Raw genomic sequence first — 26986 nt, forward strand, 5'->3', positions numbered from 1 at the left:
ACCCGGAAAGGGACTGGAACGAGAGCAGAGGGAGTCTGCCAACCATGAGCGTCCACAGGCGCACGCCATGACGAGGCCCGCCCGCCTCGCGGTCGGCGTCGTTTCCGCCGGCCGGGTGGGCAGCGTGCTCGGCGCCGCGCTGGCCCGGGCGGGGCACACCGTGGTCGCCGCGTCCGGCCTGTCCGTTTCGTCACTGGCCCGTGCCGAACGCCTCCTCCCCGACGTGCCGCTCCTGCCGCCCGACGAAACCGTCCGCCGGGCGGACCTCGTGCTGCTCGCCCTGCCCGACGACGCGCTCGCCGGGATGGTCCGCGGGCTGGTCGCCACCGGGTCGCTGCGGCCGGGGCAGATCGTCGTGCACACCTCCGGCGCGCACGGCATCGACGTGCTGGCCCCCGCGGCCGAGGCCGGCGCACTGCCGCTCGCCCTGCACCCGGTGATGACGTTCACCGGCCGCGAGGAGGACCTCGAACGGCTGGCCGCGTGCAGCATCGGCGTCACGGCGGCCGAAGGCGACGAAGCGGCGTGGCACGTCGGCGAGGCGCTGACCGTCGAGATGGGCGCCGAGCCGGTGCGGATCCCCGACTCCGCGCGAGCGCTCTACCACGCTGCGTTGGCCCACGGCGCGAACCACCTGATGGTGCTGGTCGCCGACTGCGCGGACCTGTTGCGCCAAGCCGGAATCGGGCAATCCGAACGCCTGGTCGCGCCACTGCTTTCGGCGGCATTGGATAATGTGCTGCGACACGGCGACCGCGCCCTCACCGGCCCGGTCGCGCGCGGTGATCTCGGCACCGTCCGCAAGCACCTCGCGGTGCTGGCGGACCGGGCGCCGGACGTGGCGCCGGCCTACCGCGCGCTGGCCAAGCGCACGGTGGCGCGTTCGACGGCTGCCGGGCTGCTGGACACCGCGGCCGCCAAAGACCTCACCGAACTCCTCGACGATCCCGCCGAAGGGCACCCAGACCAGTGACCACACCGAAATTCAGCCGCGGCACCCTGAACACGTTCGCGTCGCCCGAGCAGATGAGCCAGGTCAGCAAGGCCCTGCACGGCGTCGGCCGCAAGCTGGCGCTCGTGCCGACCATGGGCGCGCTGCACGCCGGGCACCGCGAGCTGATCCGCCGCGCGAAGCGGCTGCCGAACAACGTCGTGGCCACCTCGATCTTCGTCAACCCGCTGCAGTTCGGCGAAGGCGAAGACTTCGAGGCCTACCCGCGGCCGCTGGAGGCCGATCTCGCCGTGCTGGGCGAGGACGGCGTGGAAATCGCGTTCACGCCCAGCGCGGACGCCCTCTACGCCGAGGGCGCCGTGGTGACCGTGCACCCGGGCCCGCTCGGCGACGAGCTCGAAGGCGCCGTCCGGCCCGGCCACTTCGCCGGCGTGCTCACCGTGGTGGCGAAGCTGTTCAACCTGCTCCGTCCGGACTACGCCCTCTTCGGCGAAAAGGACTACCAGCAGCTGGTCCTGATCAAGCGGATGGTGCGCGACCTGAACATCGACACGCACGTGATCGGCGTGCCGACCGTGCGGGAGCGGGACGGGCTCGCGTTGTCCTCGCGCAACGTCTACCTGACGCCCGAACAGCGCGAAGACGCCATCGTCCTGTCGGCCGCCCTCACCGCGGGGGCGTTCGTCGGCCGGGACGGTGCGGACGCGGTCCTCGAGACCGCGTGGAAGACCCTCGCCGCGCGGCCCGCGGTCGAGGTGGATTACCTGGAGTTGAGGGGAACCGACCTCGGGCCCGCGCCCGTCGACGGTGAAGCACGACTGTTGATCGCGGCCCGGGTGGGGAGTACCCGGCTGATCGACAACGTTCCGGTGTTGCTCGGCGCCGCCGTCGAGCACCCGGAGCGGCTGGACGCAGGGGAATAGGAGTCCACGATGTACCGCACGATGCTCAAGTCGAAGATCCACCGGGTCACCGTGACCCAGGCCGACCTGCACTACGTCGGTTCGGTGACGGTCGACGAAGACCTGATGGAGGCCGCGGACCTGCTGCCGGGGGAACAGGTGTCCATTGTGGACGTCACCAACGGGGCGCGGCTGGAGACCTACGTCATCAAGGGGGAACGCGGCAGCGGGGTGCTCGGCATCAACGGCGCCGCGGCGCACCTGGTGCACCCGGGTGACCTGGTCATCCTCATCTCGTACGGCCAGATGGACGACGCCGAGGCGGCGACGTACCAGCCGCGCGTGGTGTTCGTCGACGCGGACAACCGGATCGTCCACCGGCACACCGACCCCGGCCACGCGCCGGAGGGCTCGGGGCTGCTGTCCGGCACGGTGACGCTGCCGCCGGACGAGGAGACGGCGATCTTCCCGGTCGCCGAGACGGCGGACGCCCGCCGCCTCGACGCCTTGCTGCACGCGGAAAGCTGACCCGCTTGCTGCTCACCGTCGACGTCGGCAACACGAACATCGTCCTGGGCCTGTGGTCCGGCCGGGAACTCGTGGGTGACTGGCGCATGCGCACGGACGCGCGCATGACGGCCGACGAGCTGGCGTTGACGGTCCGCGGGCTGCTCGGCCCGCACGCGGACGCGGTGACCGGGATCAGCGCGTTGTCGACGGTGCCCGCCGTGCTGCGCGAACTGCGCGTGATGCTCGGCCGGTACTACGCCGGGGTCCCGAAGATCGTCGTCGAGCCGGGCGTGCGCACGGGGGTGGCGCTGCTGGTGGACAACCCGAAGGAGGTGGGCGCGGACCGGCTGGTGAACACGCTGGCCGCGCACCACCTCCACAACACGGCGTGCGTGGTGGTCGACTTCGGCACGTCGACCAACGTCGACGCGATCTCCGCCCGCGGCGAGTTCCTGGGCGGGGCGTTCGCGCCGGGGATCGAGATCTCGGTGGACGCGCTGGCGTTGCGCGCGGCGGCGCTGCGGAAGGTCGAGCTGGTGCCGCCGCGGTCGGTGATCGGCAAGAACACCGTCGAGTGCCTGCAGTCCGGCATCCTGTACGGCTTCGCGGGCCAGGTGGACGGCCTGGTGCGCCGGATCGTGCGCGAGCTGGCCCCGGGCGGCACGGAGAAGGTGGCGGTGCTGGCGACCGGCGGCCTGGCCCCGCTGGTGCTGGACGAGTCCGAGACGATCACCGACCACGTGCCGGAACTGACCCTGCTGGGCCTGCGGCTGGCTTACGAGCGCAACATCCGGCCCTGACCCGTCAGCTCCTGGCCAGCCGGCGCCGCTCCAGCAAGTAACCCAGCGCCGTCACCGCCAACGCCGGGAAAGCCGCCTTCGCCTGCGGGAACCGCGCCTCGCCCGGCGGGTCCACCGCCTTCGCACCCGGGTAGGCCAGCGCGGAGATCTGCGTCACCCAGTACAGCGACGCCAGCACCGCCCCGGCGTCGAGGCCGGCCCGGGTCGGACGCCGCCACAGCTGCCACAGGCTGGTGGCGCCGAGCGTCAGCCCGAGGCTCATCGTCTGGCCGTTGTGGAACTTCGCGTGCGGTGGCCAGGCCGGGTTGTACACGTGGGTTTCGTTCCAGTCGGCGCGGTACGGCCCCACCGCCGTCACGAGCGCGGACAGCGAGATCAGGGCCCGGCCCCAGGGTTTCCGGTTCATCGCCGCAGTGTGCAACCTCGAGTTCGATCGAGGTCAAGGCCGGTCGGGAGCTACCGCCGGCGCGCGCGCAGGACCGTGGTGACCAGCGGCAGGTCGAACTCGCCGTCCGCGGTGGCCGGATTCCCGGTGAGGAACTGCCGCAGCCTGCCCAGCAGGGCCGCCGACTCCTCCGGTGCCGACACGATCACCGCGGAATACGTCGCGATCGTTTCGATCAGGCTTTCCGCCGTGCGCCGTTGCGCGTGGCGGAACCGGCTGCTTTCGAAGGATTCGAACGCGGGGTGCGTCACCTCGCGCATGTCTTCGATGCTCGACGGGCGGCGGGCACCGTCGCGGCCGAGCGCGGTGAACTCGGCGACCCACGGCACCGATTCGTCTTCGTAGTTCCACATCGGCACGCACACGCCGCCGGGGCGCAGCACCCGGCCGATCTCCGTCAGTGCCACCGGCACGTCGAACCAGTGGAACGCCTGTCCGACGAAAACGGCGTCCACGGCCGCGTCGGGCAGCGGGATCCGCTCCGCGTGGCCGGCCAGTGACCGCACCGACGGCACGGCCCGCTCGAGTTCCGCGCGCATTTCCGCGTCGGGTTCGACGGCGGTGACGTCGAGCCCGAGCGCGGCGAGACCGAGGGTGAGCTTGCCGGTTCCGGCGCCGAGATCGAGCACCCGGCGCGGTGTTCCCCGTGCGCCGGCCAGTCCCCACTCGATCGCCGCCCGGGGGTAATCGGGCCGGTGCCGGGCGTACTCGGCGGCACGGCTGCCGAAGGAAGAAGCGCGCTGACCTCGGGTGGGATCGCTCACGCTGTCCAGGCTAATCGAGGAAAGGTAAAGGTAATCCGGTTGGCGTATCGTCCGGCCGGGTTCGTACCCTATGGGCCATGACCGAAAACCCCGCTTCCACCAGCGAGCCCGCCGAAGACGAACTGCCCGAGCAGATGCGGGTGCGCCGGGAGAAGCGCGACCGGATCCTCGCGGAGGGTATCGATCCCTACCCGGTCGAGGTACCCCGGACGCACTCGCTCGCCGAGGTGCGCGCCGCGCATTCCGGGCTGCCCGCCGACACCGCCACGGGCGAGCAGGTCGGCATCACCGGCCGGGTGATGTTCCTGCGCAACACGGGCAAGCTGTGCTTCGCGAGCCTCCGCGAGGGCGACGGCACCGAACTGCAGGCGATGATCAGCCTGGCGAAGGTCGGCGAAGACGCGCTGGCGGCGTGGAAGTCCGACGTCGACCTCGGCGACCACGTGTTCGTGCACGGCGAGGTCATCACGTCCAAGCGCGGCGAGCTCTCGGTGATGGCCGACGCCTGGCGCATCACCTCGAAGGCCCTGCGCCCGCTGCCGAACGCCTTCAAGGAACTGGCCGAGGAGACGCGGGTCCGGCAGCGCTACGTCGACCTCATCATGCGCCCCCGCGCGCGGGACGTCGTGCGCACGCGCGCCGGCGTCGTCCGGTCGCTGCGGGAGTCGTTCCACCGCCGCGGGTTCACCGAGGTCGAGACGCCGATGCTGCAGACGCTGCACGGCGGCGCGACGGCCCGGCCCTTCGTCACGCATTCCAACGCGTTCGACATGGACCTGTTCCTGCGGATCGCGCCGGAGCTGTACCTCAAGCGCTGCGTCGTCGGCGGCATCGAGAAGGTCTTCGAGATCAACCGCAACTTCCGGAACGAGGGCAGCGACTCCTCGCACTCGCCGGAGTTCGCGATGCTCGAGTACTACGAGGCCTACGCCACGTACGACACGAACGCGGTGATGACCCGGCAGCTGATCCAGGAGGCCGCGCAGTCGGTGCTGGACACGCAGGTCGTCACCCTGCCCGACGGTTCGGAGTACGACCTCTCCGGCGAATGGACCACACTCGGAATGTACGAGTCGTTGTCCGATTCACTCGGCGAAGAGGTGACCCCGGAGACGCCCGCCGCCAAACTGCACGGATTCGCGCAGGCCAGGGGCCTGGAAGTGGATCCGAAGCTCGGCCACGGGAAGCTCGTCGAGGAACTGTGGGAACACCTCGTCGGAGATCACCTGCACGCACCGACGTTTGTCCGTGATTTTCCGCTGGAGACCTCCCCATTGACGCGGCAGCACCGCTCCCGGCCGGGTGTGGCCGAGAAGTGGGACCTCTACGTGCGCGGTTTCGAACTGGCCACCGGATACTCCGAGCTGGTCGATCCGGTCGTCGAACGGGAACGCCTCACCGAACAGTCGCTGCTGGCCGCGCAGGGCGATAGCGAAGCCATGCGGCTCGACGAGGATTTCCTGCGTGCCCTGGAGTACGGAATGCCGCCGAGCGGTGGTGTCGGAATGGGTATCGACCGGCTCCTCATGGCGCTGACCGGTCTCGGTATCCGGGAGACGATCCTCTTCCCGCTGGTACGACCCGAATAACCCGGCCGTGTGAGGATAGCACCGGGTTATCGCAATGAGATTTGCGCTGGTGTGCAGAAGCGGGTACTAATGTTCTGGACAAAGACTTCTGTCCCGGGGCTTGCCCCGTACCAGATCATTGAGTAAGCCCCGCAGGAGGAATCGGATGGCACAGAAGGTGCTCGTCTCGCTGGTCGACGACCTCGACGGCAGTGAGGCGGAAGAGACCGTCGAGTTCGGTTTGGACGGCGTCAGCTACCAGATCGATCTCTCCTCGGAAAACGCCGAGGAGCTGCGGGACGCGCTCGCTCAGTATGTCGAGCACGCGCGTCGTGCCGGTGGTCGCAAGCGTGCCTCGGTCCGTCCGGTCGCGGGTAAGGGTTCGGCCCGGCCCGCCGCGGTCGACCGCGAGCAGAACCAGGCCATCCGGTCGTGGGCGCGCAAGAACGGTTACGCGGTTTCCGACCGCGGCCGCATCCCCTCCGAGGTTGTCGAGGCCTACCACAAGAAGAACTGACGCCGGTTGTCCGCACCGCCGCCGCGCGGGCCGGCTGCGGGTCGTTGACCAGCGGTTACCTCTTGTCGACGCGGATTTCCACCGATGGCCGCCGGGCGAATTCTCCGCCCGGCGGCTTTCTTCATGTCCGATCGCTGTCCGGTTCCGCGGCCCTGGCGTACTGGGTAGGCGACTGACCGGTCACTGTCCGAAAATCACGGATGAAGTGCGACTGGTCGCTATAGCCCAGCCGAACCGCCAGACCGGCGTAATCGGGATCTCCTTCGGTGACGAGTCGCTGCGCTGCGTCATTGAGCCGGTAAATCCGGATCGCCCACTTGGGCGGGACGCCGACGTGTTCGGCGAACAACCGCTGGATGGAGCGGGTGGTTAGTCCAGTATCGGCGCACAGTTGCGAGACCCGGATAATTCCCGGATCACGCGCGATTGATTCCACCGCCGCCGCGGCCGCCCTCGCGGCGGGAGACAGCGTCCGGGGATTTGCGATCAGCAAGTTGTCGATCGCACCGACCATTTGCGCATCTCCGTCGGCGTTCTGCACCGATTCGGCTGCCGCGGAGGCGGCAGGCCCGAAAACGTCGGTGAGTGGGACGGCCCGGTCGGCGATGTCACTCACCGGGCCGCCGAGGAACGCGCGGAAGGTGCCCGGCCGGAATCGCACGCCCAGGCCCTGGACGCGGCCGGTGAGGCGGTGCGAAAAGACGTCGTGCGCCGGGCCGTACACGCCGGAGGCGCCGGGGAAGAACGTGGCGTGGACGGAGAGGTTCGGCAGCACCCGCTGCTCGTGCGGCGGTCTGCCGCGCCGGTCCCACCGCAGGATCCAGTGGTATTCGACGAATTCGTCGAGCGGCGGCGCCGGCGGGTGCCGGGTCAGCGTGAACATCGTGCGCGCGGTGGCCTCGGCCACGATGCCGCGCGGGATCCGGTGCGTCACGCGTTCACGGTAGCTGTCGCGTTCGTCCAAGACGCGGCCTTCGCCGGCGGGTTGGATCGCCGCATGACTGCTTCGCTGCTGCGGCCGGCCGCGGCCGAGTTCCTCCGGATCGCGGGCGGGGTCACCGCCCTGACCGCGCCGACGCCGTGCGCCGGGTATGACGTCCGGGGGCTGCTCAACCATCTCTTGTACTGGGGGCCGTGGCTGATCGCGGCGGGACGGCGGGAGGACCCGCCCACCCCGGCCGGTGGCGAGGCCGAGGCGGCGCTGGTTGCGGCCGATTGGCTCGCGGACCTGGAGAAGCAGACGGAGACGATGGTCGAGGTGTTCGGCACACCGGCGGCGTGGACGGGTACGACCTCCCTGGGCTCGGCTTCGATGCCATCCGCGGTCGTGGGGGCGATGGTGCTGGGGGAGTTCGTGCTGCACGGGTGGGATCTGGCCCGGGCCAGCGGTCAGCCGTGCGCGTACGCCCCCGAGGCGGCGACGGCGGTGTACGAGTCGACGGTGGCGATGGGGGCGCAGGCGCGGTCGATGGGGGTTTACGGGCCCGAGGTGGCGGTGGGGGCCGGTGCGTCGCCGCTGGAGCGGGCGCTGGGGGCCGCTGGGCGGGATCCGGACTGGACGGCCTGAGTCAGCGTGAGCAGGTGCGCGGGCACCCGTCGCACTCGTCCGACGACGGCAGCAGGTACGAAAAACAGCAGCTCTCCCGCCGCCTCGTCCACTCGCGGTGCCCGTCCGCCCCCTCCACCAGCCGCAGTGTCGACGCCGACGTCAGCGGCGCGTACCGCTCGTCCAGCACCAACGCCGCATCCGCCACACCGGCCCCCTCGGCCTCCGGTGTCCCGCCCTGCCGGCCCGCCCACCACAGCGAGTTCTCCAGCGCGTCCGTCGCCGCCGCCCACAGCGTCCTCCGGCCCAATCTGCTCACCGGGGCATACACCTGGACGAACCGGGCCGCGTGCGCCAGGTAGCGCGCCCGCAGCACCGCCGCCAGCGCTCGCTCGTCGCGGACCACCGTGGCCTCCGGGCGGGCCGATCCCGGGTCCGTCGGGAGGCAGTGGAACCCGTCGTCCAGCTGGGCCATTCCGTCCGGGTGGGGACGATCGTCCGCGAGGCGGAACGCCAGCGACGACGGCTTCAGCGACGGCACCCGGCGCTCGTGGTGCCAGAGCAGCGCCCCGACGTACGCCGGGACGTGCAGGTACCACGTCATCACCCAGCTGGCCGTCGTGCTCGCCGGGGCCGCCGAGTGCTCGCGGAGCAGCCAGTCGCCCAGCAGGCCGCGCCACTCGTCGAAGTTCGACGGCGTCTCCAGCAGCTCCGAACAGCGGATCCAGCCCTCCGGGACGTCGCTGCGGAGCTCGCTGCGGGTCTGGCGCCCCGAAATGCGCCGCAACGACGACGCGAGGCCGTCGCCGACCTCGCGTGCGTCACGGAAGGACCGCTGCTGGTTCAACCGCGGCCCCTTCCTCGAAGCGCCGTAGTGGATTAGGCGTGCCTAACCTTACAGACTCCGGAGGGCTGCGCCAATCGGGTGGGTCACTCCCAGCTTGCGGACTGTTCGCGGTGAGCGGACAGCGCGCGGATGGCGGAATCCAAGTGGCCGCTCGCACGTTGGGCTTGACGTAAAGGTGCAGGGCAACCTGATGATGGGAGCACCCGGGAAGATGCCACGTCCGGGTGCGGAAACGACCGCGAGAAGCCGTAGTGGTAAGCCAGCGCGACCGCTTGGCTACTAGAGTGGTCTCACGGTGCTGAATCCATCGCGGTGAAAGCACGCGATGGAAACGGGCCGCCGGCGCAGCAGTCGAGGGAGTGCACATGTTTGAGAGGTTCACCGACCGCGCGAGGCGGGTGGTCGTCCTGGCTCAAGAAGAGGCCAGGATGCTCAACCACAACTACATCGGCACCGAGCACATCCTCCTGGGTCTGATCCACGAGGGTGAGGGTGTCGCCGCCAAGGCGCTGGAGTCGCTGGGCATCGCCCTGGAGGGCGTGCGCCAGCAGGTCGAAGAGATCATCGGCCAGGGCCAGCAGGCGCCGAGCGGGCACATCCCGTTCACGCCGCGCGCCAAGAAGGTGCTGGAGCTGTCGCTGCGCGAGGCGCTGCAGCTCGGCCACAACTACATCGGCACCGAGCACATCCTGCTCGGCCTGATCCGCGAGGGCGAGGGCGTCGCCGCGCAGGTCCTGGTCAAGCTGGGAGCGGACCTCAACCGGGTCCGCCAGCAGGTGCTGCAGCTGCTCTCGGGCTACCAGGGCGGCAAGGAGTCCACCGAAACCGGTTCCGGCCGCGGTGAGGGCACCCCGTCGTCTTCGCTGGTCCTCGACCAGTTCGGCCGCAACATGACCGTGCTCGCCCGCGAGGGCAAGCTCGACCCGGTCATCGGGCGCGGCAAGGAGATCGAGCGGGTCATGCAGGTGCTGTCCCGCCGGACCAAGAACAACCCGGTGCTCATCGGCGAGCCCGGCGTCGGCAAGACCGCCGTCGTCGAGGGCCTCGCGCAGAGCATCGTCAAGGGCGAGGTGCCCGAGACGCTCAAGGACAAGCAGCTCTACACGCTGGACCTGGGCTCACTGGTCGCCGGCTCCCGCTACCGCGGTGACTTCGAAGAGCGCCTGAAGAAGGTGCTCAAGGAGATCAAGACCCGCGGCGACATCATCCTGTTCATCGACGAGCTGCACACGCTCGTGGGTGCGGGTGCCGCCGAGGGCGCGATCGACGCGGCTTCGATCCTGAAGCCGATGCTCGCCCGCGGTGAGCTGCAGACGATCGGTGCGACCACCCTCGAGGAGTACCGCAAGTACATCGAGAAGGACGCCGCCCTCGAGCGCCGGTTCCAGCCGATCCAGGTCGGCGAGCCGTCGCTGGAGCACACGATCGAGATCCTCAAGGGCCTGCGCGACCGGTACGAGGCGCACCACCGCGTCTCGATCACCGACTCGGCGCTGGTCGCCGCCGCGACCCTGGCGGACCGGTACATCAACGACCGGTTCCTCCCGGACAAAGCGATCGACCTGATCGACGAGGCAGGCGCCCGGATGCGCATCCGCCGGATGACCGCGCCGCCGGACCTGCGGGAGTTCGACGAGAAGATCGCGAACGTCCGCCGCGACAAGGAGTCCGCGATCGACGCGCAGGACTTCGAGCGGGCCGCCCGCCTGCGTGACGAGGAGAAGACCCTCCTCGGCCAGAAGGGCGAGCGGGAGAAGCAGTGGAAGGACGGCGACCTCGACGTCGTCGCCGAGGTCGACGACGAGCAGATCGCGGAGGTGCTGGCCAACTGGACCGGCATCCCGGTGTTCAAGCTGACCGAGGAGGAGACCACCCGGCTGCTGCGCATGGAGGAAGAGCTCCACAAGCGCATCATCGGCCAGGAGGACGCGGTCAAGGCCGTCTCGCAGGCGATCCGCCGTACGCGTGCCGGTCTGAAGGACCCGAAGCGCCCGTCGGGCTCGTTCATCTTCGCCGGCCCGTCCGGTGTCGGTAAGACCGAGCTGTCCAAGGCGCTGGCCTCGTTCCTGTTCGGCGAGGACGACGCGCTCATCCAGATCGACATGGGTGAGTTCCACGACCGCTACACCGCTTCGCGGCTCTTCGGTGCCCCTCCGGGCTACGTGGGCTACGAAGAGGGCGGCCAGCTGACGGAGAAGGTGCGTCGCAAGCCGTTCTCGGTGGTCCTGTTCGACGAGATCGAGAAGGCGCACCAGGAGATCTACAACACGCTCCTGCAGGTGCTGGAGGACGGCCGCCTGACCGACGGTCAGGGCCGCACGGTCGACTTCAAGAACACGGTCCTCATCTTCACGTCCAACCTGGGCACCTCGGACATCTCGAAGTCCGTCTCGCTCGGGTTCGCCGGGTCCAACGACACCGGCACCCGGTACGAGAAGATGAAGCAGAAGGTCAACGAGGAAATGAAGAAGCATTTCCGCCCGGAGTTCCTGAACCGGATCGATGACATCATCGTGTTCCACCAGCTGACGCAGGAACAGATCATCCAGATGGTCGACCTGATGATCGGCCGGGTCGAGACCCAGCTCAAGGCCAAGGACATGGAGCTGGAGCTCACCGCCAAGGCCAAGTCGCTGCTGGCCAAGCGCGGCTTCGACCCCGTGCTCGGTGCGCGGCCGCTGCGCCGCACGATCCAGCGCGAGATCGAGGACCAGCTGTCGGAGAAGATCCTCTTCGGCGAGGTCGAGCCGGGCCAGATCATCCTGGTCGACGTCGAGGGCTGGAGCGGCAACCCGGAGGACAAGGACGACCAGGCGCGGTTCACCTTCCGCGGCGAGCGCCGTCCGTCGTCCATCCCGGACGCCCCGCCGGTCAGCATCGGCGCGGGCCACGAGGAGCAGGGCGAAGCCGAGAACGACTGATCCCGGCTGAGTAGTTCACCGAAGGGCGGTTCCCCCGAGCGGGGAGCCGCCCTTCGGCGTTCCGGGCGCATGAGACGATGCCCGCGGACCTTGGGAGGGGAATCCGCGTGGACGTGCTGTCGATCGACTTCGGGACTTCCAGCACCGTCGGCGTCCTCGCCGCCTTCGGGCGGGGGCCGCGGGCGATCGAGGTCGACGGCTCGGTCACCATGTCCTCCGCCGTCTACGTCAACGACGACGGCCTGCTCGTCGTCGGGCAGGACGCCGAGCGGCGCGCCCGGCTCGACCCCAGCCGGTTCGAACCCAACCCGAAGCGGCGCATCGACGAGGGCGTGATCCGGCTCGGGGACACCGACGTCCCGGTCGCCGACGCCTTCGCCGCCGTCCTGCGCCGGCTGGGCGAGGAGGCCGAACGGCAGCTCGGCCGCCCGCCCGCGCAGACCCGGATCTCGCACCCCGCCGGCTGGGGTGCCGACCGGCAGGACGTGCTGCGGGCCGCCGCCGCGCAGGCGCGGCTGGCCGACGTGCGGCTGATCCCCGAACCGGTGGCCGCCGCCGCGCACTACGCCAGCCTCGGGAGCCGGGCCGGCGGGCCGATCGGCGTCTACGACCTCGGGGCGGGCACCTTCGACTGCGCCGTCGTCGGCGTCACCCGGCAGGGCTTCACCGTCCTCGCCGAGGACGGCCTGCCCGACCTCGGCAGCCTCGACATCGACCAGGCGCTGCTCGTCCACATCGGACGCGAGGTCTCGCACGCCGATCCCGCGCAGTGGCAACGGCTCCTGCGGCCGCAGACCACCGCCGACCGCCGGACACGGCGGGCCCTGCTGCAGGACGTCCGCGACGCCAAGGAAAGCCTCTCGCGGCACGCGCAGACCCACGTGCCGATGCCCGAGCCGTTCGGGGACGTGCTCGTCAGCCGGGCCGAGCTCGAAGCGCTGGTGCGGCCCAGCCTGCTGCGCAGCGCCGAGCTGCTCGGCGCCACCATCGGCCGCGCCGGGCTGACACCCGCGCAGCTCGCCGGCGTCTACCTCGTCGGCGGGCCGAGCCGGATGCCGCTGCTGGCCACCCTGCTCGAGCGGCAGCTCGGCGTCACGCCCACCACGCAGGACCAGCCCGAGACGGCCGTCGCGTTCGGACTGCACCACGTGCCGCTCGGCACCGCCACCGACCTGACCGTGCCCGCCTTCGCGCCGGTACGCCCGCCGGTGCCGCCGCCGCGGCCGCAGCCGTGGCAGCAGCAAGCCCGGCCACCGCAGCCCGCGCCGGAACCGCGCCGGAAACGCAAGCCCTGGTTCCTCGCGCTCGCCGTGCTCCTGGTCGCCGCCGTCGTGGCCACCGTCGTCGTGTTCGTCATCCGCGATCAGGCCGCGCGGGCCGCGGCGGACTGCACGCAGACGTCCGAGCGCGACCGGGCCGGCTTCACCCCGTGCCTGCGCTTGCTGGCCGGCTCCGTCCCGGACCGGAGCACCTGCAAGGACAACGAGCACTTCGCCCGGCTACTGGGCGCCCAGCTCTCGGTCATCTGCGCCTTCACGGGCGGCAGTGTCAGCTACTACCAGGGCTTGACCACCGAGTACATCGAGGTGAACACGAAGCTGACGCCCGCTGGCCGCGGCACCTGGGACGGGGGCGGGCTGCACGGCGAGTACGTCGCCAGTGCCGACAAGAAGTCGTCGATCGTGCTTTTCGGCGTGGCCGAGCGCCGGGTGGCCGCGATCTACCTCACGGAAGAACCCCGCCGCCTCGAGGAGCTGATCGCCGGCTTCTCCAGCCAGGTCAAGCCGGCCTGACTCACCAGGCGCGGTCGAGCCGCATGCCGCGGCCGTACCAGTCGTCGTCCGCGACCGGCCCCGCCGGCGGCGGCTCGGCCGGGGTGTCCGACGACCGGTCCTTGAGCACCTTGCCGTCCGGCTCGGCTGGCGGGGCCGCAGGTGCCGGAGCGGCCACCGGCGCGGGTTCCGGTTCGAACTGCACCCGCCAGCGCAGCCGGTCCATCAGGTAGCCGCCGCTGCCCAGCGGGGCCAGCAGTTGCCCGGTCCGCTTCGCCGACTCGCGTTGGGCCTCGACGTACGTGCGCAGGACGGCGTCCGCGATCTCCGACGGCGCCATCCCCGAGACGGCGTCGGACAGCCGCAGCCGGGTCAGCACGCCGTCGGTGTTGACCGACAGGGAGACCGCGCCGTCGGCGGACGTCGCCGTCGCCGACAGGGCGGACAGCTCGGCCAGGAGGGCTTCGCGGTCCGGGCCGTCAGCCATCCAGCCTCCCCACGTGCGTGGCGCCGCTCGACACCTGGCCGTCGGGCGCGATGTCGACGTTCGCGTCGCGGACGTTCTTCTCCGTCTCGCGCGAGGTGTGGTCGGTCTCGAAGTCCGACGGGTCGAAGCTCGAGCCCGGGCTGACGTCCGGCGGGTCGGGGATCTTCGGCAGGTCGACGGCTTCGTCGCCGATGCGGTTCGCCAGCGTCCCGGCCGCCTCGCCGGCGCCGTCGCGGATCTTGCCCGCGCTGTCGAGGAAGCTCTGGTACAGGTCGAACGCGTTGTCGCCGGTGATCTCCGCCTGGTTGGCCACCATCGCGCTGATCGCGCCGCCGGCGGCGTTCCCGGCGACCAGCGCGCCGTTGGCCGCGGTGAAGATCGCCGCGCCGGCCGGGGCGGCGACACCGGCGCTGGCCACGGTGAGCAGCCCGGCGACCGCGCCCGCGAAGGTCGCCGCCAGCACCTTGGACATCGCGGCTTCGCGCTTGCGGGACTGGTCTTCCTGGTACTGCTTCGCCGTGTCCAGGAACGTCGTGCCGAGGTTGCTCAGGTCCTGGCGAGCCGACGCGATGGCCTCGCGCGCCGCCACGACGTCGCTTTCCAGCACGGTGATCTTGGTTTCGACCTCGGTGAAGGCGTCGGCCAGCTGGTTCAGGTAGGCCTTGACGGCGTTCGCCGCCGAGCCGCGCCACACGCCGAGGAACTGCCGGGCGTCGTCGAGCTTCGGCTTCGAGTCGCGCTGCAGCTGCTTCCAGACGTCGTCGTGCTTCATGATCAGGCTCTGCAGGCCCGCGGTCGACTCGTGGTCGATGTCGGCGTCGGAGAACTCCCGGTAGACGCCGGCCACCTCGTCCTGCATCTTCCGGAACTGCTCGCTCGATTCGTCGAAGCCGAGCAGCCAGATCTCGGTCATCCGCAGGACTTCGAGGGCGTCCAGCGCGTCGTTCGCGCCGTCCTTCAGGTCTTCGGAGACGCCTTCGAGGAGTTCGGCGCGGCGGTCGTCGCCGCCGGCCATGGGCTGGGCGTCGAGGCCGGTGCCGAAGTAGCCGTCCACGTCCTCAGTTCCCTTCCAGGCCCGCGGCCGCGCGGTTGACGCGCCGCTTCGAGTCCTCGTCGGCCTGTTCGTACAGCTCCGCGACCCGCATCAGCGCGTGGCTCGTGTCGGCGGTGGTCCGGTGCAGCTGCGCGACCAGCTTCTGGATCTTCGCCAGGTGGTCGTCGTAGGCCGCGGCGACCGCCGGCATGCCGAGCGAGCGGCCGAAGGCGTTGTCCGCGGGGAACATCGCGCCGAGGCCGCCGAAGAACCCGCCGCCGTCCGCCTTGACGGGGACGTCGGCGTCGCGCAGGCCGTTCGACGCGGTTTCCGCGGCGTCGGCCGCGGACTGGAGGGCTCCGGCCGAGTCCCGCAGGTCCTGCAGGTCGGTCTCGAATCCGATCATCACTCACCTTTCCTCGGGCTGCGCGTCGGGACATGTAAACACCGTTCGATCGCCCGACAGGGTGATTTGCGGGTGGTGTGCCTCAGATCACGACCGACCTTCCGTACCGCCGAACGGGGGAACTTGGTCCGTGCCGGCCGGTCTCGGCGCTCCTACCTGCATGAGCACTGTCACGAAGCCCCGCGCGCCGACCGTGCGACGTCAGCTGCGCGAGGCGAAACGCTTCTCCTGGACGGGATTCGCGGTCACGGTGGGGGCGTCGCTGCTCGGCACGCTCGTCCCGGCGGCGATCGGGGCCGGCCCGCAGGCAACGCTGATCTCCACGCTGGTGGTGACCGTCCTGGCGGCCGGCGGCTTCACCGCCAAGGACGGCAGCGCCCGCGGCATCAAGGCGATCGCGATCGTGCTGCTGGCCACGGGTGCGCTGGTGCTGACGGTGACCGGGGTGACCGTGCTCGACCTGGTCCGCGGCCGCCCGGCGACGTTCCCCGGTGTGCCAGAGGTGGCCGCGGAACCGAAGGTGATCGTCCCGGAGTCGGTGGCCTGCGGCACGACACCGGTGCACACGACGACGACCTGCGTGGTGTCGGTCCGCAGCGTCGGCGCGAGCGCGCTGCGGGTCAGCGGGATCGAGCTGGACAACGCGGACTTCACGGTGGACGCGAGCGCGTGCGTCGGCCACGACGTCGAGCCGGGCCGCCGCTGCACGCTGCTGGTGAGCTTCACACCGGAATGGAGCGGCGACCGGGTCGCGGACCTGACGGTCCACCACAACGTCCCGGGCCCGGCGGCCTTCGTCGAACTCACCGGCCGCGGCGGTTAGTGCTCCGCGCCCGCGCTGACCGCCAGGTCCTCCGTCACCCGCAACGCCGTGTCCGCCAACGCTTCCAGCGCGAGGGCGATCAGGTCGACGCCCAGTGACGGCGCGGCCTTGGCCGACGCCGCCACCTGCTCGGGGCTGAACGGGACGTGCACGAAACCGCCGCGGACGGCCGGGAACTCCGTGGCCAGCAGGTGCATCAGCCCGTAGAACACCTGGTTGCACACGTACGTCCCGGCCGTGTGGGACACCGACGCCGGCACGCCCGCCGCGCGGATCGCCGCCACGCACGCCTTCACCGGCAACGTCGTGAAGTACGCCGCCGGGCCGTCCGCCACCACCGGGACGTCCACCGGCTGCGCGCCCGCGTTGTCCGGGATGCGGGCGTCGACCAGGTTGATCGCCACCCGCTCCGGGGTCACCTCGGCCCGGCCGCCCGCCTGGCCGGCGCACACCACCAGGGCCGGCTCGTGTTCTGCCAGCGCCCGCCGCAGGGCCGGCAGGGACGCCTCGAATTCGCACGGCAGCTCCACCGCCACGACGTCGTCCCGGCGCGCGGACACCAGTGAGACCGCCTGCCACGACGGGTTCACCGGCTCGCCGCCGAAGGGCGCGAACCCCGTCATCAGCACCCTGGCCATGGTCCCTCCCGCAGCGATCGAAACGTCGAGGCCACCCTACGTCCGCAGGGTGGCCTCGACGACCGCGCTCAGGCGGCGGGCTTGAGCCCGCCCGGGTAGAGGTACTGGTCGGCCGGCTTGCCGGTGCCGTACACCCACGCGTCGAAGAAGCCCTGGAGGCTCCGGTGCGCGGCGAACTCGGTGAACCGCTGGAACTCCGGCACGCTCGCGTTCCCGTCGCGGTGCAGCGACGGCCACGTCTTCAGCACCCAGGAGAACGCCTGCTCACCGATGTAGTTGCGCAGCGCGTGCAGCATCATCGGGCCCTTCGAGTACACGTACGTGAACTCGTTGCCCTGGCCCATGTCGTACAGCTTGCCGTTCCAGAGCCGCGCCGACGCGGTCTTGACGTCGTTGGCGTACTGCGCGTTCAGGTCGACGCCTTCCTTCGCCTCGTCCCACAGCCAGGTGGCGTAGGAGGCGAAGCACTCGTTGAGGCAGACGTCCCGCCAGTGCGCGACCGCGACCGAGTCGCCGTACCACTGGTGGGCGTTCTCGTGGACGATCGTCGGCACCGTGCCCGCCCAGCCCGCCGAGTAGATCGGCCGGCTCATCGTCTCCAGCGAGAAGCCGATCTGCTCGTTGAGGAAGATGCCGCCCGCCGCGTCGATCGGGTACTTGCCGAACTTCGACTCGAGGAAGTCGAGGATCTCCGGCAGCCGCGCTTCGGCCTGCTTCGTCGAATCCGGCGTGCCGGGCGCGAACGCGCTGACGATCGGCGTGCCGTCCTTGCGCTTCTGGCGGTCGAACGTCCACTTGTCGATCGCGACCGTCGTCATGTACGGCACGATCGGCGTCTCTTCGGCCCAGACGTGCGTGGTGCCGTCCGGCGTCTTGACCGACGGCTTCTCGCGGCCGTTGGCGATCACGCCCCACTCGTCGGGCACGGTGATCGCGAGGTGGAAGGTGGCCTTGTCGAGCGGGGTGTCGTTGACCGGGTACCAGGTGGTGGCCGACTTCGGCTCGCCGGCGACGAACGCGCCGCCCGCCTGGGCGAACTGCCAGCCGTTGTTGCCCAGCGCCGGGTCGTCGATCGGCGCGGGCACGCCGTGGTAGGCGATCTTGACCTGGAAGCGCTGACCGCACCACAGCGCGCGCGACGGCGTGATGACCAGTTCGTGGTCGCCGGTGCGGGAGAACTTCGCGTCCCGGCCGTCGACTTTCACCGAGTCGACGGTCAGTCCGTGCAGGTCCAGGTCGAACGAGCTGAGCGACTGGGTGGCCTGCGCGGAGATGGTCTGGTTCCCGGTGAGCTGGTGCGACGCCGGGTCGTAGCCGACCTTGAGGTTGTAGTCGGCGACGTCGTAGCCGCCGTTGCCGTCCTGCGGGTAGTAGCTGTCGCCGGCGCCGTCGCTGCCGGGCTTCGGCGCACTCCAGCCGTCGCCGGCCGCGGCGGCACCGGCGCCGAGGCAGAGGCCGGCGACCACGGCGGCCGCCACCACGACCGGTTTCTGTCCCCTCATGAACGCTCCTGTCCGTATGCGGATGGGCATCGTCCGCAACGTATCGCCACGAACGGGTGATCCGGGAGAGCGCGTCTTTTTTGTCCGGATAATCAGCACTTACGTCGGCCCGCCCCGGCACCGGCCCGCCGTCTGGAAAGCTGGACGCATGCGCGTTGCGCTGCTGGGCCCGCTGCGGGCGGCGGAAGACGACGGCACGCCGATCGACATCGGCGGTGCCCGCCTCCGCATGCTCCTGGCCAGGCTGGCGCTGGACGCCGGGCGCGCCGTGCCCGCCGACGCTCTCGTCGACGGGCTCTGGGGCGCCGGTTCCCCCTCGGACGCGGCCAATGCCCTGCAGTCGCTGGTCTCGCGGCTGCGGAAGGTGCTGCCGGTGGCCGTCGAATCCGGGCCTGGCGGGTACCGGCTCGCGGTGGCGGCCGGCGACGTCGACGCCGAGCGGTTCGAACGGCTCGCCGCCGATGGACGGCGCGCGCTGGCCGCCGGCCATGATGCGCGGGCCGCCGATCTGCTCACCGAGGCCCTTGCCCTCTGGCAGGGTGCCGCGCTCGCCGATGTCCTCGACGCGCCCTTCGCACCCGCGCCGGCCCGGCGGCTCACCGAGTTGCGGGCCGAGGCCGCCGAAGACCGGTTCGACGCGCTGATCCGGCTGGGCAGGCACGCCGCCGTGCTGGCCGATCTGACCGCGGCAGCCGACGCCGACCCGCTGCGCGAACGGCTCGCCGGCCTGCGGATCCGCGCGCTGTGCGCGGCCGGGCGGCAGTCGGAGGCGCTGTCCGTCTACGCCGGGATCCGCCGCACCCTGGCCGACCAGCTCGGCGTCGACCCGTCGGCCGAACTGCAGGAGATCCACGTCGCCGCGCTGCGCGGTGAATTCGCGCCGCCGGCGCCGGTGGCCGATCGGCTGCCGACCCGGCTGACCACGTTCGTCGGCCGCGACGACGAGCTCAAGCTGCTGGCCGAACTGCTCGCCGGCGCCCGGCTGGTCACCCTGACCGGGCCGGGCGGGGCAGGCAAGACCCGGCTGGCCACCGAAGCGGCGTCGCGGCACCCCGCGCACCAGCGGGGCCGGGTCTGGTTCGCCGCGCTGGCCGGCGTCCGCGACCCCGACGACGTCCCCGGTGCGCTGCTCGGCGCGCTCGAGGTCCGGGAGATCCGCGCCGAGACCGAGATCAACCGCCGCCAGCCGGAGCCGGTGGAACAGGCCGTAGAGGTGCTCGGCGGCGAGGAAGCCCTGCTGGTGCTGGACAACTGCGAGCACGTCGTCGACGCCGCCGCGCGGCTGGCCGACGAGCTGCTGCACCGGGCGCCGCGGCTGCGGATCCTGGCCACCAGCCGCGAGCCGCTGGCCATCACCGGTGAGGCGCTGTGCCCGCTCGGGCCGCTGCCGGTGCCCGCGGAACGCGCCGCGCCCGCGGAGGCCGCCGAGCTCGACTCGACCCGGCTGTTCCTCGACCGGGCCGCCGCGGTCCGCCCCGACTTCGTGCTCGACGAGTCCACTGTGGACCACGTCGGGGAGATCTGCCGCCGGCTCGACGGGATGCCGCTGGCGCTGGAGCTGGCCGCGGCGCGGCTGCGGTCGATGACCGTGGCCCAGATCGCCGGGCGGCTCGGCGACCGGTTCCGGCTGCTCACCTCGGGCAGCCGGACGGCCCTGCCGCGGCAGCGGACGCTGCGCGCGGTCGTCGAGTGGAGCTGGGAACTGCTGGCCGAGCCCGAGCTGGTGCTGGCCCGGCGGCTCGCGGTGTTCGCGGGCGGCGCCGAGCTGGCGCCGATCGAAGCGGTGTGCGCCGACGAGCTGCTGCCCGCGGCCGACGTGCCGTACGTGCTGGGGAGCCTGGTCGAGAAGTCCATAGTGGATACCGTCGACGCCGGCGGCGAGCCGCGGTACCGGATGCTCGAGACGCTGCGGGCCTACGCCACCGAGCGGCTGGTGGAGTCAGGGGAGCACGACCGGGTGCGCCGGTCGATGGCCGGTTACTACGCCGAACTCGCGCAGCGCCTGGAGCCGCTGCTGCGCACGGCCGACCAGCTGCAGGCGATCGACCGGTACGAAGCCGAGAGCGCCAACATGATCGCCGCCCTGCGCGGCGCCATCGAGATGTCCGATGTGGACAACACGGTGGCGTTGCTGGACGGGATGTTCTGGTACCTCACCATCCTCGGCCAGGGCAGCCGGATCGGCTCGCTGATCCGCGAGACCCTCGAGTTCGGCGACCGGCTGCCGCCGGCGGTACTGGCCGCCTACCAGGCGCTCCTCTACCTGATGGACGCGATCCCGGTCCGGTCCGACCAGCCGGCGATCCTCCGGCTGGTCGACGCCTGCGTGCGCAGCAACGCCGTCGACCGCTACCCGGGGCTCGCGGTGGCCCTGCCGATGCTGGCCTTCCTGGGCGGCGACCGCGAGATCGCGATCCGCGAAGTGCGCCGGGCGGAGCAGCACCCGGACCCGTGGACCCGCGCCGGCGGCCACTGGGTGGAGAGCTTCCTGCTCGACGACGAGGGGGACGTCGAGGGCGCCGACCGGGCGCGCGACCTGGCCCACGCCGGGTTCGAAGCGGTCGGCGACCGCTGGGGCATCGCGATGACGCTGAGCTTCAAGGCGTACGCGCTGTCGCAGAACGGCGAGAGCGACAAGGCCATCGAGATCTACCAGCAGGGCCTGGCGCTGTCGATGGAGCTGCGGTCCTACGAGGACGCCGTGCAGCACTGGTGGCGGCTGGCCGTCGAGCGGGCGCGCGCCGGGGACTTCGAGGGCGCCTGGCGCGACCAGGAGGCCGCGGAGCGCTACGGCGAAGGCATCACGAACCTGCAGCACCGGGCCATCCTGATGTTCGGCAGGCTCGAGCTGCTGCTGCGCACGGGCCGGCTGGCCGAGGCGCGGGCGCTGCTCGACCGGGTGGCCGCGATGGGCGGCGAGGACTGGTTCCCCGGCGGGATCGGCGACGAGTTCCTGCACGCGTTCGAGGCGCGGATCCTGCTCGCCCAGGACCGCGCCGACGAGGCGGAACCGCACGCGCTGATCGCGATCCGGGCGACGAACCGGCGTGGCGACATGCCGGACCTGGCCGGGGCGGTGGAACTGCTGGCGATGATCCGCGAGCGGCAAGGCCGTCCCGAGACGGCGGCCAGGGTGCTCGCCGCGTCCGCGGTGATCCGCGGGCGGCTCGACCTCGGCAGTCCCGAGGTCCGGGCGCTCATCGACGTGCTCCGCGCGGCGCTCCCGGACTACGACGCCCGCTACCGGGAGGGCCGCGCGCTGTCCAAAAAGGACACGGTGGCCTGGCTGCTGGCCGAGCTGGACTGACGGCGTGCCGGAGGGGACGTCCGCCCCCGCGAACGTCCCCTCCGGCTTCCCCCGGCGCGACTCACCCCCGTGTGTGCGCCTTCTCAGACCCGCCGGCGGTAGGCCCAGGTGGCCAGCGGGAAGAACACGAGCACCGCACCGGCCATCCAGGCCAGCGCCCCGGCCAGCGGACCGGCCACCGCGCCGCCGTTCATCAGGCCGCGCAGCGCGTTCGCCATCAGGCTGACCGGGCCGATGTCCGCCCACGCCCGCAGCCAGCCCGGCATGGTGTTCGTCTGCACGAACACGTTGGAGCCGAACGTCAGCGGCATGATGAAGACGAACATCAGCGCCTGCGCCGAGCCCGGCGTCTTCATCAGCATGCCGACGAACACCGAGCCCCAGCAGAAGCTCAGCCCGAACGCCAGCGCGAGCAGGATCGCCACCGCGAACTCGCCGGGGCTGGTCGCGATCCGGTAGCCCATGATCGTCGCCACGATCATCAGCACGGTCAGGCAGACGACGTACCGCACGACGTCGGCGAGCACCGCGCCGATCAGCGGTGCCGAGCGGGCGATCGGCATGCTGCGGAACCGGTCGAACACGCCCTTGGTGACGTCGGTGTTGAGCTGCACGCCGACGGTCAGGCACGCCTGCAGGATGTTCATCACGATGACGCCCGGCACGACCATCTGCAGGTAGGCGTCGATCGAGCCGGACAGCGCGCCGCCGAACAGGTAGACGAAGATCACCAGGAAGACGATCGGCATCAGGGTGACGTCGGCGAGCTGCTCGGGGTTCTTGCGGATCTTCAGGATGCCGCGCCACGCAAGCGAAAGCGCGTGCTGGAACCCCTTGGCGGGGCTGATGTGCCGCGGCGGGGCCGGGCGGTCGAGGGCCAGCGTCGTCATGCCAGGCTCCCTTCGAGGGCCTTGTTCTCGGTGGGCTCTTCGGCGGTGTGCCCGGTCAGGGCGAGGAACACCTCGTCGAGGCTGGGCAGCCGCAGCGCCAGCTCGTCGGCGGTGATCCCGGCTTCGTCCAGCTTGCGGACGAGGGTGGACAGCAGCACCGGGTCGTTGACCGGTGCGGTCAGCAGCCCGGTCGCGTCGTCCCGGGTCGGCCGGACGCCGGAGAGGTCACCGAGGATCCGGTTGACGGCGTCCATGTCGGACAGCCGGGTCGGCCGCACCTGCAGCGTCTGCCCGCCGACCCGGCGCTTGAGCTCGTCGGCGCGGCCGTCGGCGACGACCCGGCCGTGGTCGAACACGGTGATCTTGTCGGCGAGCTGGTCGGCCTCCTCCAGGTACTGCGTGGTCAGCAGCACCGTCGCGCCCTCGGCGACCAGGCCGCGGACGACGTCCCAGACCTCGTTGCGGGCGTGCGGGTCGAGCCCGGTGGTCGGCTCGTCGAGGTAGAGCACCTCGGGCCGGCCGACCAGGCTGGCGGCCAGGTCCAGCCGCCGCCGCATGCCGCCCGAGTACGTCCGGATCGGCCGCTTGGCCGCCTTGGTCAGCTCGAACCGCTCGATCAGCTCGGTCGCGCGGGCCTTCGAGTCGGCCCGGGAGTAGCCGTACAGCCGTCCGATCAGGACGAGGTTCTCGATGCCGTTGAGGTCCTCGTCGACCGAGGCGTACTGGCCGGTCAGCCCGATCAGGCTGCGGACCCGGACCGGGTCGGTGACCACGTCGTAGCCGCCGACCGTGGCTCTGCCCGCGTCCGGTTTCATCAGCGTGGCCAGGATCCGGACGGCGGTCGTCTTGCCCGCGCCGTTCGGCCCGAGCACCCCCACGACCTGGCCGAACGGGACCTCGAGGTCCACCCCGTCCAGCGCCTTGGTGTTCCCGAAGTGTTTGACCAGGCCCTCGGCCTGGATCGCGTGCGACATGGGCGTCCTCCTTCGCTGTCGCTTCCGAGGAGAACAGTGGACGGTGGCGCTGACAGGCCGCGCACAGCGCGCTGTCAGCGGCTGGCAGGCGCTGGTGGAGATCTTGTGGAGGAGTTGTCGGAGCACGCGCCTCCCGGCGCCGGTCTCGGCATACTCGGCAGCATGGTCATTGCGGAAGAGACGCGGTCGCGGCGGAAGAAACCGCTGGTCACGGGCCTGCTGGTGGTCCCGGTGGTGCCACTGGCGCTGCTGGCCGCGCTGCGATTGGTCGGCTACGACGGCGGCTGGCACACGCTGGTGGCGTTGTCGCTGACGCCGTTCGCGGCCGCCGCCGGGGTGCTCTTCGGCGGCCTGTCGCTGGCGTTGCGGCGGTGGTGGACCGGCGGGGTCGCGCTCGTGCTGGCGCTTGCGCTGGCCCTGGTCGTCCTCCCGCGGACGTCGGCGAGCGACCCGCGTGAGCTGCACGGCAAGACCCTGCGCATCCTCTCCTCGAACCTGCTCTACGGCCAGGCGGATGCGAAGGTCGTCGTCGACCTGGTGCGCGAGCAGCGGATCGACGTGCTCAACCTGGTCGAGATGACGCCGTCGGCGGTCGACCGGCTGACCGCGGCCGGGCTGTTCGACCTGCTGCCGCACCGGGTGCTGCACCCGGCGCCCGGCGCGTTCGGCTCGGGGATCGCCGCCCGCTTCCCGCTGAAGGAGGTCAACCTGACCGGTGACTCGGCGGCCAAGCAGCCGGGCGCGGAGGCCGACCTCGGCGACGGCGTGGTGGCCGAGATCGTCGCCGTCCACCCGATGTCCCCGGACGTCGACACGCCGCAGTGGGAGCGTGAGATCAAGGACCTCTCGCAGCCGGCGGGCGAGCACGGCCTGCGCATCCTGGCGGGCGACTTCAACGCCACCCTCGACCACGCGGCGTACCGCACGATCCTGTCCCGCGGCTACCGCGACGCGGCCGAGGAGCGCGGCGAGGGCTTGGCCCCGACGTGGCCGTCGTCGCTGCCGGTGGTGACGATCGACCACGTGGCGGTGGACAACCGCGCGGCGGTGCTGGACTACCGGGTGTTCGACGTCGCCGGGAGTGATCACCGGGCGGTGTTCGCCGAAGTCCGCCTGCCGTGACGGCGTTGCCGGCAGGCTGACCGGCATGCGAAGACTCGTGCCGCTGGTCCTGGTCCTGCGCGTCGCCGCCTGCGGGCAGCAGCCCGCGGCCACCTCGACGGACGGCCCGAAGAGCGCCCTCGGCTTCGAGGTGCACCCGGGCGCGGTGCAGTTCCCGTCCGACAGCGACTGGGTCCCGGCGAACGTGGGCTGAAAGCGCTGGTCCCGGTGGCCGGCTGTGTGCTCGGCCTCGGCGATTTCGCGAACGGCTACCGCGACGTCAACGCGAACTGGACCGGCGGCGCGGGCTGCACCGAGCTGAAGATCAGCCCGGGACCGGGCAGCGGCGGCCCCGGTCCGGAAGCCGCGGGCAACGGCTGGCGTGGTGGCGGGCTGCCCGGCGTGGTCGCCGTACCCGGGCCGGACGGCTCGGTGATCGGCGCTCACGCGAAGTTCGCCCGCCGGGACGCCGACGGCACGATCACCGAACTCGGCGAGCTGCGCGGCCGGCGCGAATCACGGGCGCTGGCGCGGTCGGGCGGCAACCTCGTTGCCGTCGGCTCGGCATTCCTCGACGGGCAGACGACCCGGCCGGTGGCCTGGGTGTCGGACGACGACGGCAAGACGGAACGCACGGTCGTCATGCCGGTCGTCGAGGGCGTGGACGGCGCGGACGCGCCCTGGGTGCTGGCGGCGGCCGGTCCCGAGCTGCTCGCGGCCGGGTTTTCCAACCCGCGGCTGCAGCTGTGGGCGTCCCACGACGGCGGCGGCAGCTGGACGGTGTCGGAGCTCGCGACGCCGTCGGACCAGACGCTCGTGCACGGCATCCTGCCCGCCGGCGGGCAGCGGCTGCTCTACGGGGAGGTTTCCGACGGGCACTCGCAGAAGCCGTTCGCGCGGCTCGGCCAACCGGGCTCCTGGTCCACCGTTGACGTTCCAGGGCCCGGTGCGCTCGGGGCGGGCACGCTGGACGCGCACGGCAACCCCGTGCTGGCGGTGCAGAACCGCGAACCGTTCCGGGACAACCAGCGCACGCGCTACTGTTCGGCCGTCTTGGTGCGGGGCGGTCAGAGCTGGCAGCGCGGCGAACTGGGCTGCGGGGAGGCGCCGGTGCAGGTGGCCGCGACCCTGGCCGACGGCCGGGTGCTCATCGCCGGGAACCGCGATCTCTGGCTGCGGGCAGGAGCTGCTTGAGCGTCTCCAGCGCGCCGGCCGCGATCGAGACGCCGCGGCCGTGGCGGATCTCGGGTTCGCGCGGGTTGATGCGGATCAACGCGCCGGTCGCCGCGCTGGCCAGCTCGGCGTAGCGGCGGACCGTCGGCACCGCCTGGCCCGCGCCGAGTTCGACGACCACCAGGTCCCGGGCCGTCCGGCGCCACGCCGTCAGCTCGTCGAGCTGGGCCTGGCTGCGGTCCGGGACCCAGGAGTAGTCGCCGAACATCAGGATGTTGGGGCGGGCGAGGCCGCCGCAGCGGGGGCACGACGGCAGCGGCGGCACCGCCCGCATGGTCTCTTCGTCGACCACGACGTCCTCGGTGGCGGGCCAGATGTCGGCCGTGCACCCGGCCAGGCACTGCAGGTGGTGGATCGAGCCGTGCGCTTCGGCCACGGAACCGAAGCCCGCCGCCTGGAACTGGCCGTCCACATTGGACGTGAAGACCCGGACGCCGTGGGGCAGGGCCGAGCCGAACTCGCGCAGCAGCCGGAAGCCGTCGTGCGGCACCGTCCCGCGGTAGAGCGCCAGCCGGTGCCCGTAGAAGCCCCAGGCCAGCTCGGGGTCGTCGGCGAAGTGCCGCGGGTCGGCGAGCTCTTCGAACCGCAGGCCGAGCCGGGCGTACGGCGGGTACGCGCGCCAGAAGCCTTCGCCGCCGCGGAAGTCCGGCAGCCCGGAGTCGACGCCCATGCCGGCGCCGGCGCAGATCAGCAGCGCGCCGGCACCGTCCAGGAGCTCGGCGGCCCGCTCACTCACCCGGATGCGAACCGAGGACGACCTCGAACTCGAGCAGGTTCGCCCCGGTGGACACGGGCTTGGCCCGCTCGCCGGCGTGCGCCGCGGCGGCCGGGCCGCCCTTCGCCCACGCCTGGTAGTGCTCCTCGGACTCCCACTTCGTGTAGACGAAGTAGCGCGTCTCGCCGGAGACCGGGCGCAGCAGCTCGAAGCCGAGGAAGCCGGGCTGCTCGTCGACGGAGTGCATGCGCGCGGCGAACCGCTTCTCCAGTTCGGGGCCGGCGCCCTCGGGAACCTCGATCGCGTTGATCTTCACGACACTCATGCCGTCCA

At 71.5% G+C, this 26986-nt stretch carries 27 protein-coding genes; 14 read left to right on the forward strand and 13 right to left on the reverse strand.

Annotated features, from left to right (window positions below; translation table 11 throughout):
* Positions 1–67: 67 nt before the first annotated feature.
* Genes HUT10_RS30610 through HUT10_RS30625 form a run of 4 tightly spaced genes read left to right on the forward strand, consistent with a single transcriptional unit; the run spans position 68 to position 3164 of the window.
* Positions 68–973 carry a Rossmann-like and DUF2520 domain-containing protein gene (locus tag HUT10_RS30610; protein WP_176174354.1) on the forward strand — a complete coding sequence of 302 codons (906 nt, stop codon included), beginning with the start codon at positions 68–70 and terminating at the stop codon, positions 971–973.
* On the forward strand, positions 970–1875 hold the full coding sequence (gene panC / locus HUT10_RS30615; RefSeq protein WP_176174355.1) for a pantoate--beta-alanine ligase: 906 nt from the start codon (positions 970–972) through the stop codon (positions 1873–1875). The genes HUT10_RS30610 and panC overlap by 4 nt, the downstream gene beginning before the upstream one ends.
* Positions 1876–1884: 9 nt before the next feature.
* Complete coding sequence (gene panD, locus HUT10_RS30620) at positions 1885–2382, forward strand: aspartate 1-decarboxylase (RefSeq protein WP_013230457.1); 498 nt, start codon at positions 1885–1887, stop codon at positions 2380–2382.
* 5 nt (positions 2383–2387) lie between these two features.
* Positions 2388–3164 (forward strand): type III pantothenate kinase, encoded by a 777-nt coding sequence (locus tag HUT10_RS30625; protein WP_176174356.1) that lies wholly within the window; start codon positions 2388–2390, stop codon positions 3162–3164.
* Positions 3165–3168: 4 nt separating this feature from the next.
* Here the strand turns inward: HUT10_RS30625 and HUT10_RS30630 are convergent, their stop codons facing one another.
* Together HUT10_RS30630 and HUT10_RS30635 are read right to left on the reverse strand one after the other, a co-directional pair.
* Positions 3169–3570 (reverse strand): DUF6640 family protein, encoded by a 402-nt coding sequence (locus tag HUT10_RS30630; protein ID WP_176174357.1) that lies wholly within the window; start codon positions 3568–3570, stop codon positions 3169–3171.
* 50 nt (positions 3571–3620) lie between these two features.
* On the reverse strand, positions 3621–4373 hold the full coding sequence (locus tag HUT10_RS30635; RefSeq protein ID WP_176174358.1) for a class I SAM-dependent methyltransferase: 753 nt from the start codon (positions 4371–4373) through the stop codon (positions 3621–3623).
* 77 nt (positions 4374–4450) lie between these two features.
* Here HUT10_RS30635 and lysS point away from each other — a divergent pair, with 77 nt between their 5' ends.
* The gene (lysS, locus tag HUT10_RS30640) at positions 4451–5962 is read left to right on the forward strand and encodes a lysine--tRNA ligase (RefSeq protein ID WP_176174359.1); all 1512 of its coding nucleotides are present in this window, start codon (positions 4451–4453) and stop codon (positions 5960–5962) included.
* Between the two features lie 145 nt (positions 5963–6107).
* Entirely contained in the window at positions 6108–6458 is a 351-nt protein-coding gene (locus HUT10_RS30645; RefSeq protein WP_020641935.1) for an Lsr2 family protein, read from the forward strand.
* A gap of 121 nt (positions 6459–6579) precedes the next feature.
* Here the strand turns inward: HUT10_RS30645 and HUT10_RS30650 are convergent, their stop codons facing one another.
* The gene (locus tag HUT10_RS30650) at positions 6580–7422 is read right to left on the reverse strand and encodes a helix-turn-helix domain-containing protein (RefSeq protein WP_176174360.1); all 843 of its coding nucleotides are present in this window, start codon (positions 7420–7422) and stop codon (positions 6580–6582) included.
* Between the two features lie 33 nt (positions 7423–7455).
* Here HUT10_RS30650 and HUT10_RS30655 point away from each other — a divergent pair, with 33 nt between their 5' ends.
* On the forward strand, positions 7456–8025 hold the full coding sequence (locus tag HUT10_RS30655; RefSeq protein WP_176174361.1) for a TIGR03086 family metal-binding protein: 570 nt from the start codon (positions 7456–7458) through the stop codon (positions 8023–8025).
* A 1-nt stretch (position 8026) separates the two neighbouring features.
* On the opposite strand, the gene HUT10_RS30660 is transcribed toward HUT10_RS30655, so the two are convergent.
* Complete coding sequence (locus HUT10_RS30660; RefSeq protein WP_176174362.1) at positions 8027–8851, reverse strand: (2Fe-2S)-binding protein; 825 nt, start codon at positions 8849–8851, stop codon at positions 8027–8029.
* Positions 8852–9216: 365 nt separating this feature from the next.
* Here HUT10_RS30660 and HUT10_RS30665 point away from each other — a divergent pair, with 365 nt between their 5' ends.
* Both HUT10_RS30665 and HUT10_RS30670 read left to right on the forward strand, forming a co-directional pair.
* The gene (locus HUT10_RS30665; RefSeq protein ID WP_176174363.1) at positions 9217–11772 is read left to right on the forward strand and encodes an ATP-dependent Clp protease ATP-binding subunit; all 2556 of its coding nucleotides are present in this window, start codon (positions 9217–9219) and stop codon (positions 11770–11772) included.
* Between the two features lie 107 nt (positions 11773–11879).
* Complete coding sequence (locus HUT10_RS30670; RefSeq protein WP_176174364.1) at positions 11880–13565, forward strand: Hsp70 family protein; 1686 nt, start codon at positions 11880–11882, stop codon at positions 13563–13565.
* Between the two features lies 1 nt (position 13566).
* Here the strand turns inward: HUT10_RS30670 and HUT10_RS30675 are convergent, their stop codons facing one another.
* The 3 genes from HUT10_RS30675 to HUT10_RS30685 are packed head-to-tail and all read right to left on the reverse strand — an operon-like array spanning position 13567 to position 15470.
* Positions 13567–14031: a YbaB/EbfC family nucleoid-associated protein gene (locus HUT10_RS30675; RefSeq protein ID WP_176174365.1), complete on the reverse strand. Its 465-nt coding sequence runs from the start codon at positions 14029–14031 to the stop codon at positions 13567–13569.
* Entirely contained in the window at positions 14024–15085 is a 1062-nt protein-coding gene (locus HUT10_RS30680) for a conjugal transfer protein TraC (protein WP_254897091.1), read from the reverse strand. The genes HUT10_RS30675 and HUT10_RS30680 overlap by 8 nt, the downstream gene beginning before the upstream one ends.
* Before the next feature lie 4 nt (positions 15086–15089).
* Complete coding sequence (locus HUT10_RS30685; protein ID WP_176174366.1) at positions 15090–15470, reverse strand: hypothetical protein; 381 nt, start codon at positions 15468–15470, stop codon at positions 15090–15092.
* Positions 15471–15630: 160 nt separating this feature from the next.
* Here HUT10_RS30685 and HUT10_RS30690 point away from each other — a divergent pair, with 160 nt between their 5' ends.
* Complete coding sequence (locus tag HUT10_RS30690; protein WP_176174367.1) at positions 15631–16293, forward strand: hypothetical protein; 663 nt, start codon at positions 15631–15633, stop codon at positions 16291–16293.
* Here HUT10_RS30690 and pcp read toward each other — a convergent pair.
* Entirely contained in the window at positions 16290–16931 is a 642-nt protein-coding gene (pcp, locus tag HUT10_RS30695) for a pyroglutamyl-peptidase I (RefSeq protein ID WP_176174368.1), read from the reverse strand. The two genes, HUT10_RS30690 and pcp, sit on opposite strands and share 4 nt — an antisense overlap.
* Before the next feature lie 68 nt (positions 16932–16999).
* Positions 17000–18433, reverse strand: a complete 1434-nt coding sequence (locus HUT10_RS30700; protein ID WP_176174369.1) for a M1 family metallopeptidase — start codon at positions 18431–18433, stop codon at positions 17000–17002.
* Between the two features lie 148 nt (positions 18434–18581).
* Here HUT10_RS30700 and HUT10_RS30705 point away from each other — a divergent pair, with 148 nt between their 5' ends.
* Positions 18582–21740: a BTAD domain-containing putative transcriptional regulator gene (locus HUT10_RS30705; protein ID WP_176174370.1), complete on the forward strand. Its 3159-nt coding sequence runs from the start codon at positions 18582–18584 to the stop codon at positions 21738–21740.
* Positions 21741–21823: 83 nt separating this feature from the next.
* Here HUT10_RS30705 and HUT10_RS30710 read toward each other — a convergent pair whose 3' ends face one another.
* Together HUT10_RS30710 and HUT10_RS30715 are read right to left on the reverse strand one after the other, a co-directional pair.
* A complete protein-coding gene (locus tag HUT10_RS30710; RefSeq protein WP_176174371.1) occupies positions 21824–22630 on the reverse strand; it encodes an ABC transporter permease in 807 nt (268 codons plus the stop codon).
* Positions 22627–23604 (reverse strand): ATP-binding cassette domain-containing protein, encoded by a 978-nt coding sequence (locus HUT10_RS30715; protein WP_176174372.1) that lies wholly within the window; start codon positions 23602–23604, stop codon positions 22627–22629. The genes HUT10_RS30710 and HUT10_RS30715 overlap by 4 nt, the downstream gene beginning before the upstream one ends.
* A 105-nt stretch (positions 23605–23709) precedes the next feature.
* On the opposite strand from HUT10_RS30715, the gene HUT10_RS30720 reads away from it, so the two are divergent.
* From HUT10_RS30720 to HUT10_RS30730, 3 genes are read left to right on the forward strand one after another with little or no spacing between them, the layout of a single operon-like run.
* Positions 23710–24726, forward strand: coding sequence for an endonuclease/exonuclease/phosphatase family protein (locus HUT10_RS30720; protein WP_176174373.1), 1017 nt, complete (start codon positions 23710–23712; stop codon positions 24724–24726).
* A 25-nt stretch (positions 24727–24751) separates the two neighbouring features.
* Entirely contained in the window at positions 24752–24919 is a 168-nt protein-coding gene (locus tag HUT10_RS30725) for a hypothetical protein (protein WP_176174374.1), read from the forward strand.
* Positions 24920–24933: 14 nt separating this feature from the next.
* Entirely contained in the window at positions 24934–25899 is a 966-nt protein-coding gene (locus HUT10_RS30730; protein WP_176174375.1) for a hypothetical protein, read from the forward strand.
* On the opposite strand, the gene HUT10_RS30735 is transcribed toward HUT10_RS30730, so the two are convergent.
* Entirely contained in the window at positions 25853–26674 is an 822-nt protein-coding gene (locus tag HUT10_RS30735) for a Sir2 family NAD-dependent protein deacetylase (protein ID WP_176174376.1), read from the reverse strand. The genes HUT10_RS30730 and HUT10_RS30735 overlap by 47 nt on opposite strands.
* On the reverse strand, positions 26667–26978 hold the full coding sequence (locus HUT10_RS30740; protein ID WP_176174377.1) for an antibiotic biosynthesis monooxygenase: 312 nt from the start codon (positions 26976–26978) through the stop codon (positions 26667–26669). The genes HUT10_RS30735 and HUT10_RS30740 overlap by 8 nt, the downstream gene beginning before the upstream one ends.
* Positions 26979–26986 lie beyond the last annotated feature (8 nt).

Source organism: Amycolatopsis sp. Hca4, assembly GCF_013364075.1.
Lineage (GTDB): Bacteria > Actinomycetota > Actinomycetes > Mycobacteriales > Pseudonocardiaceae > Amycolatopsis.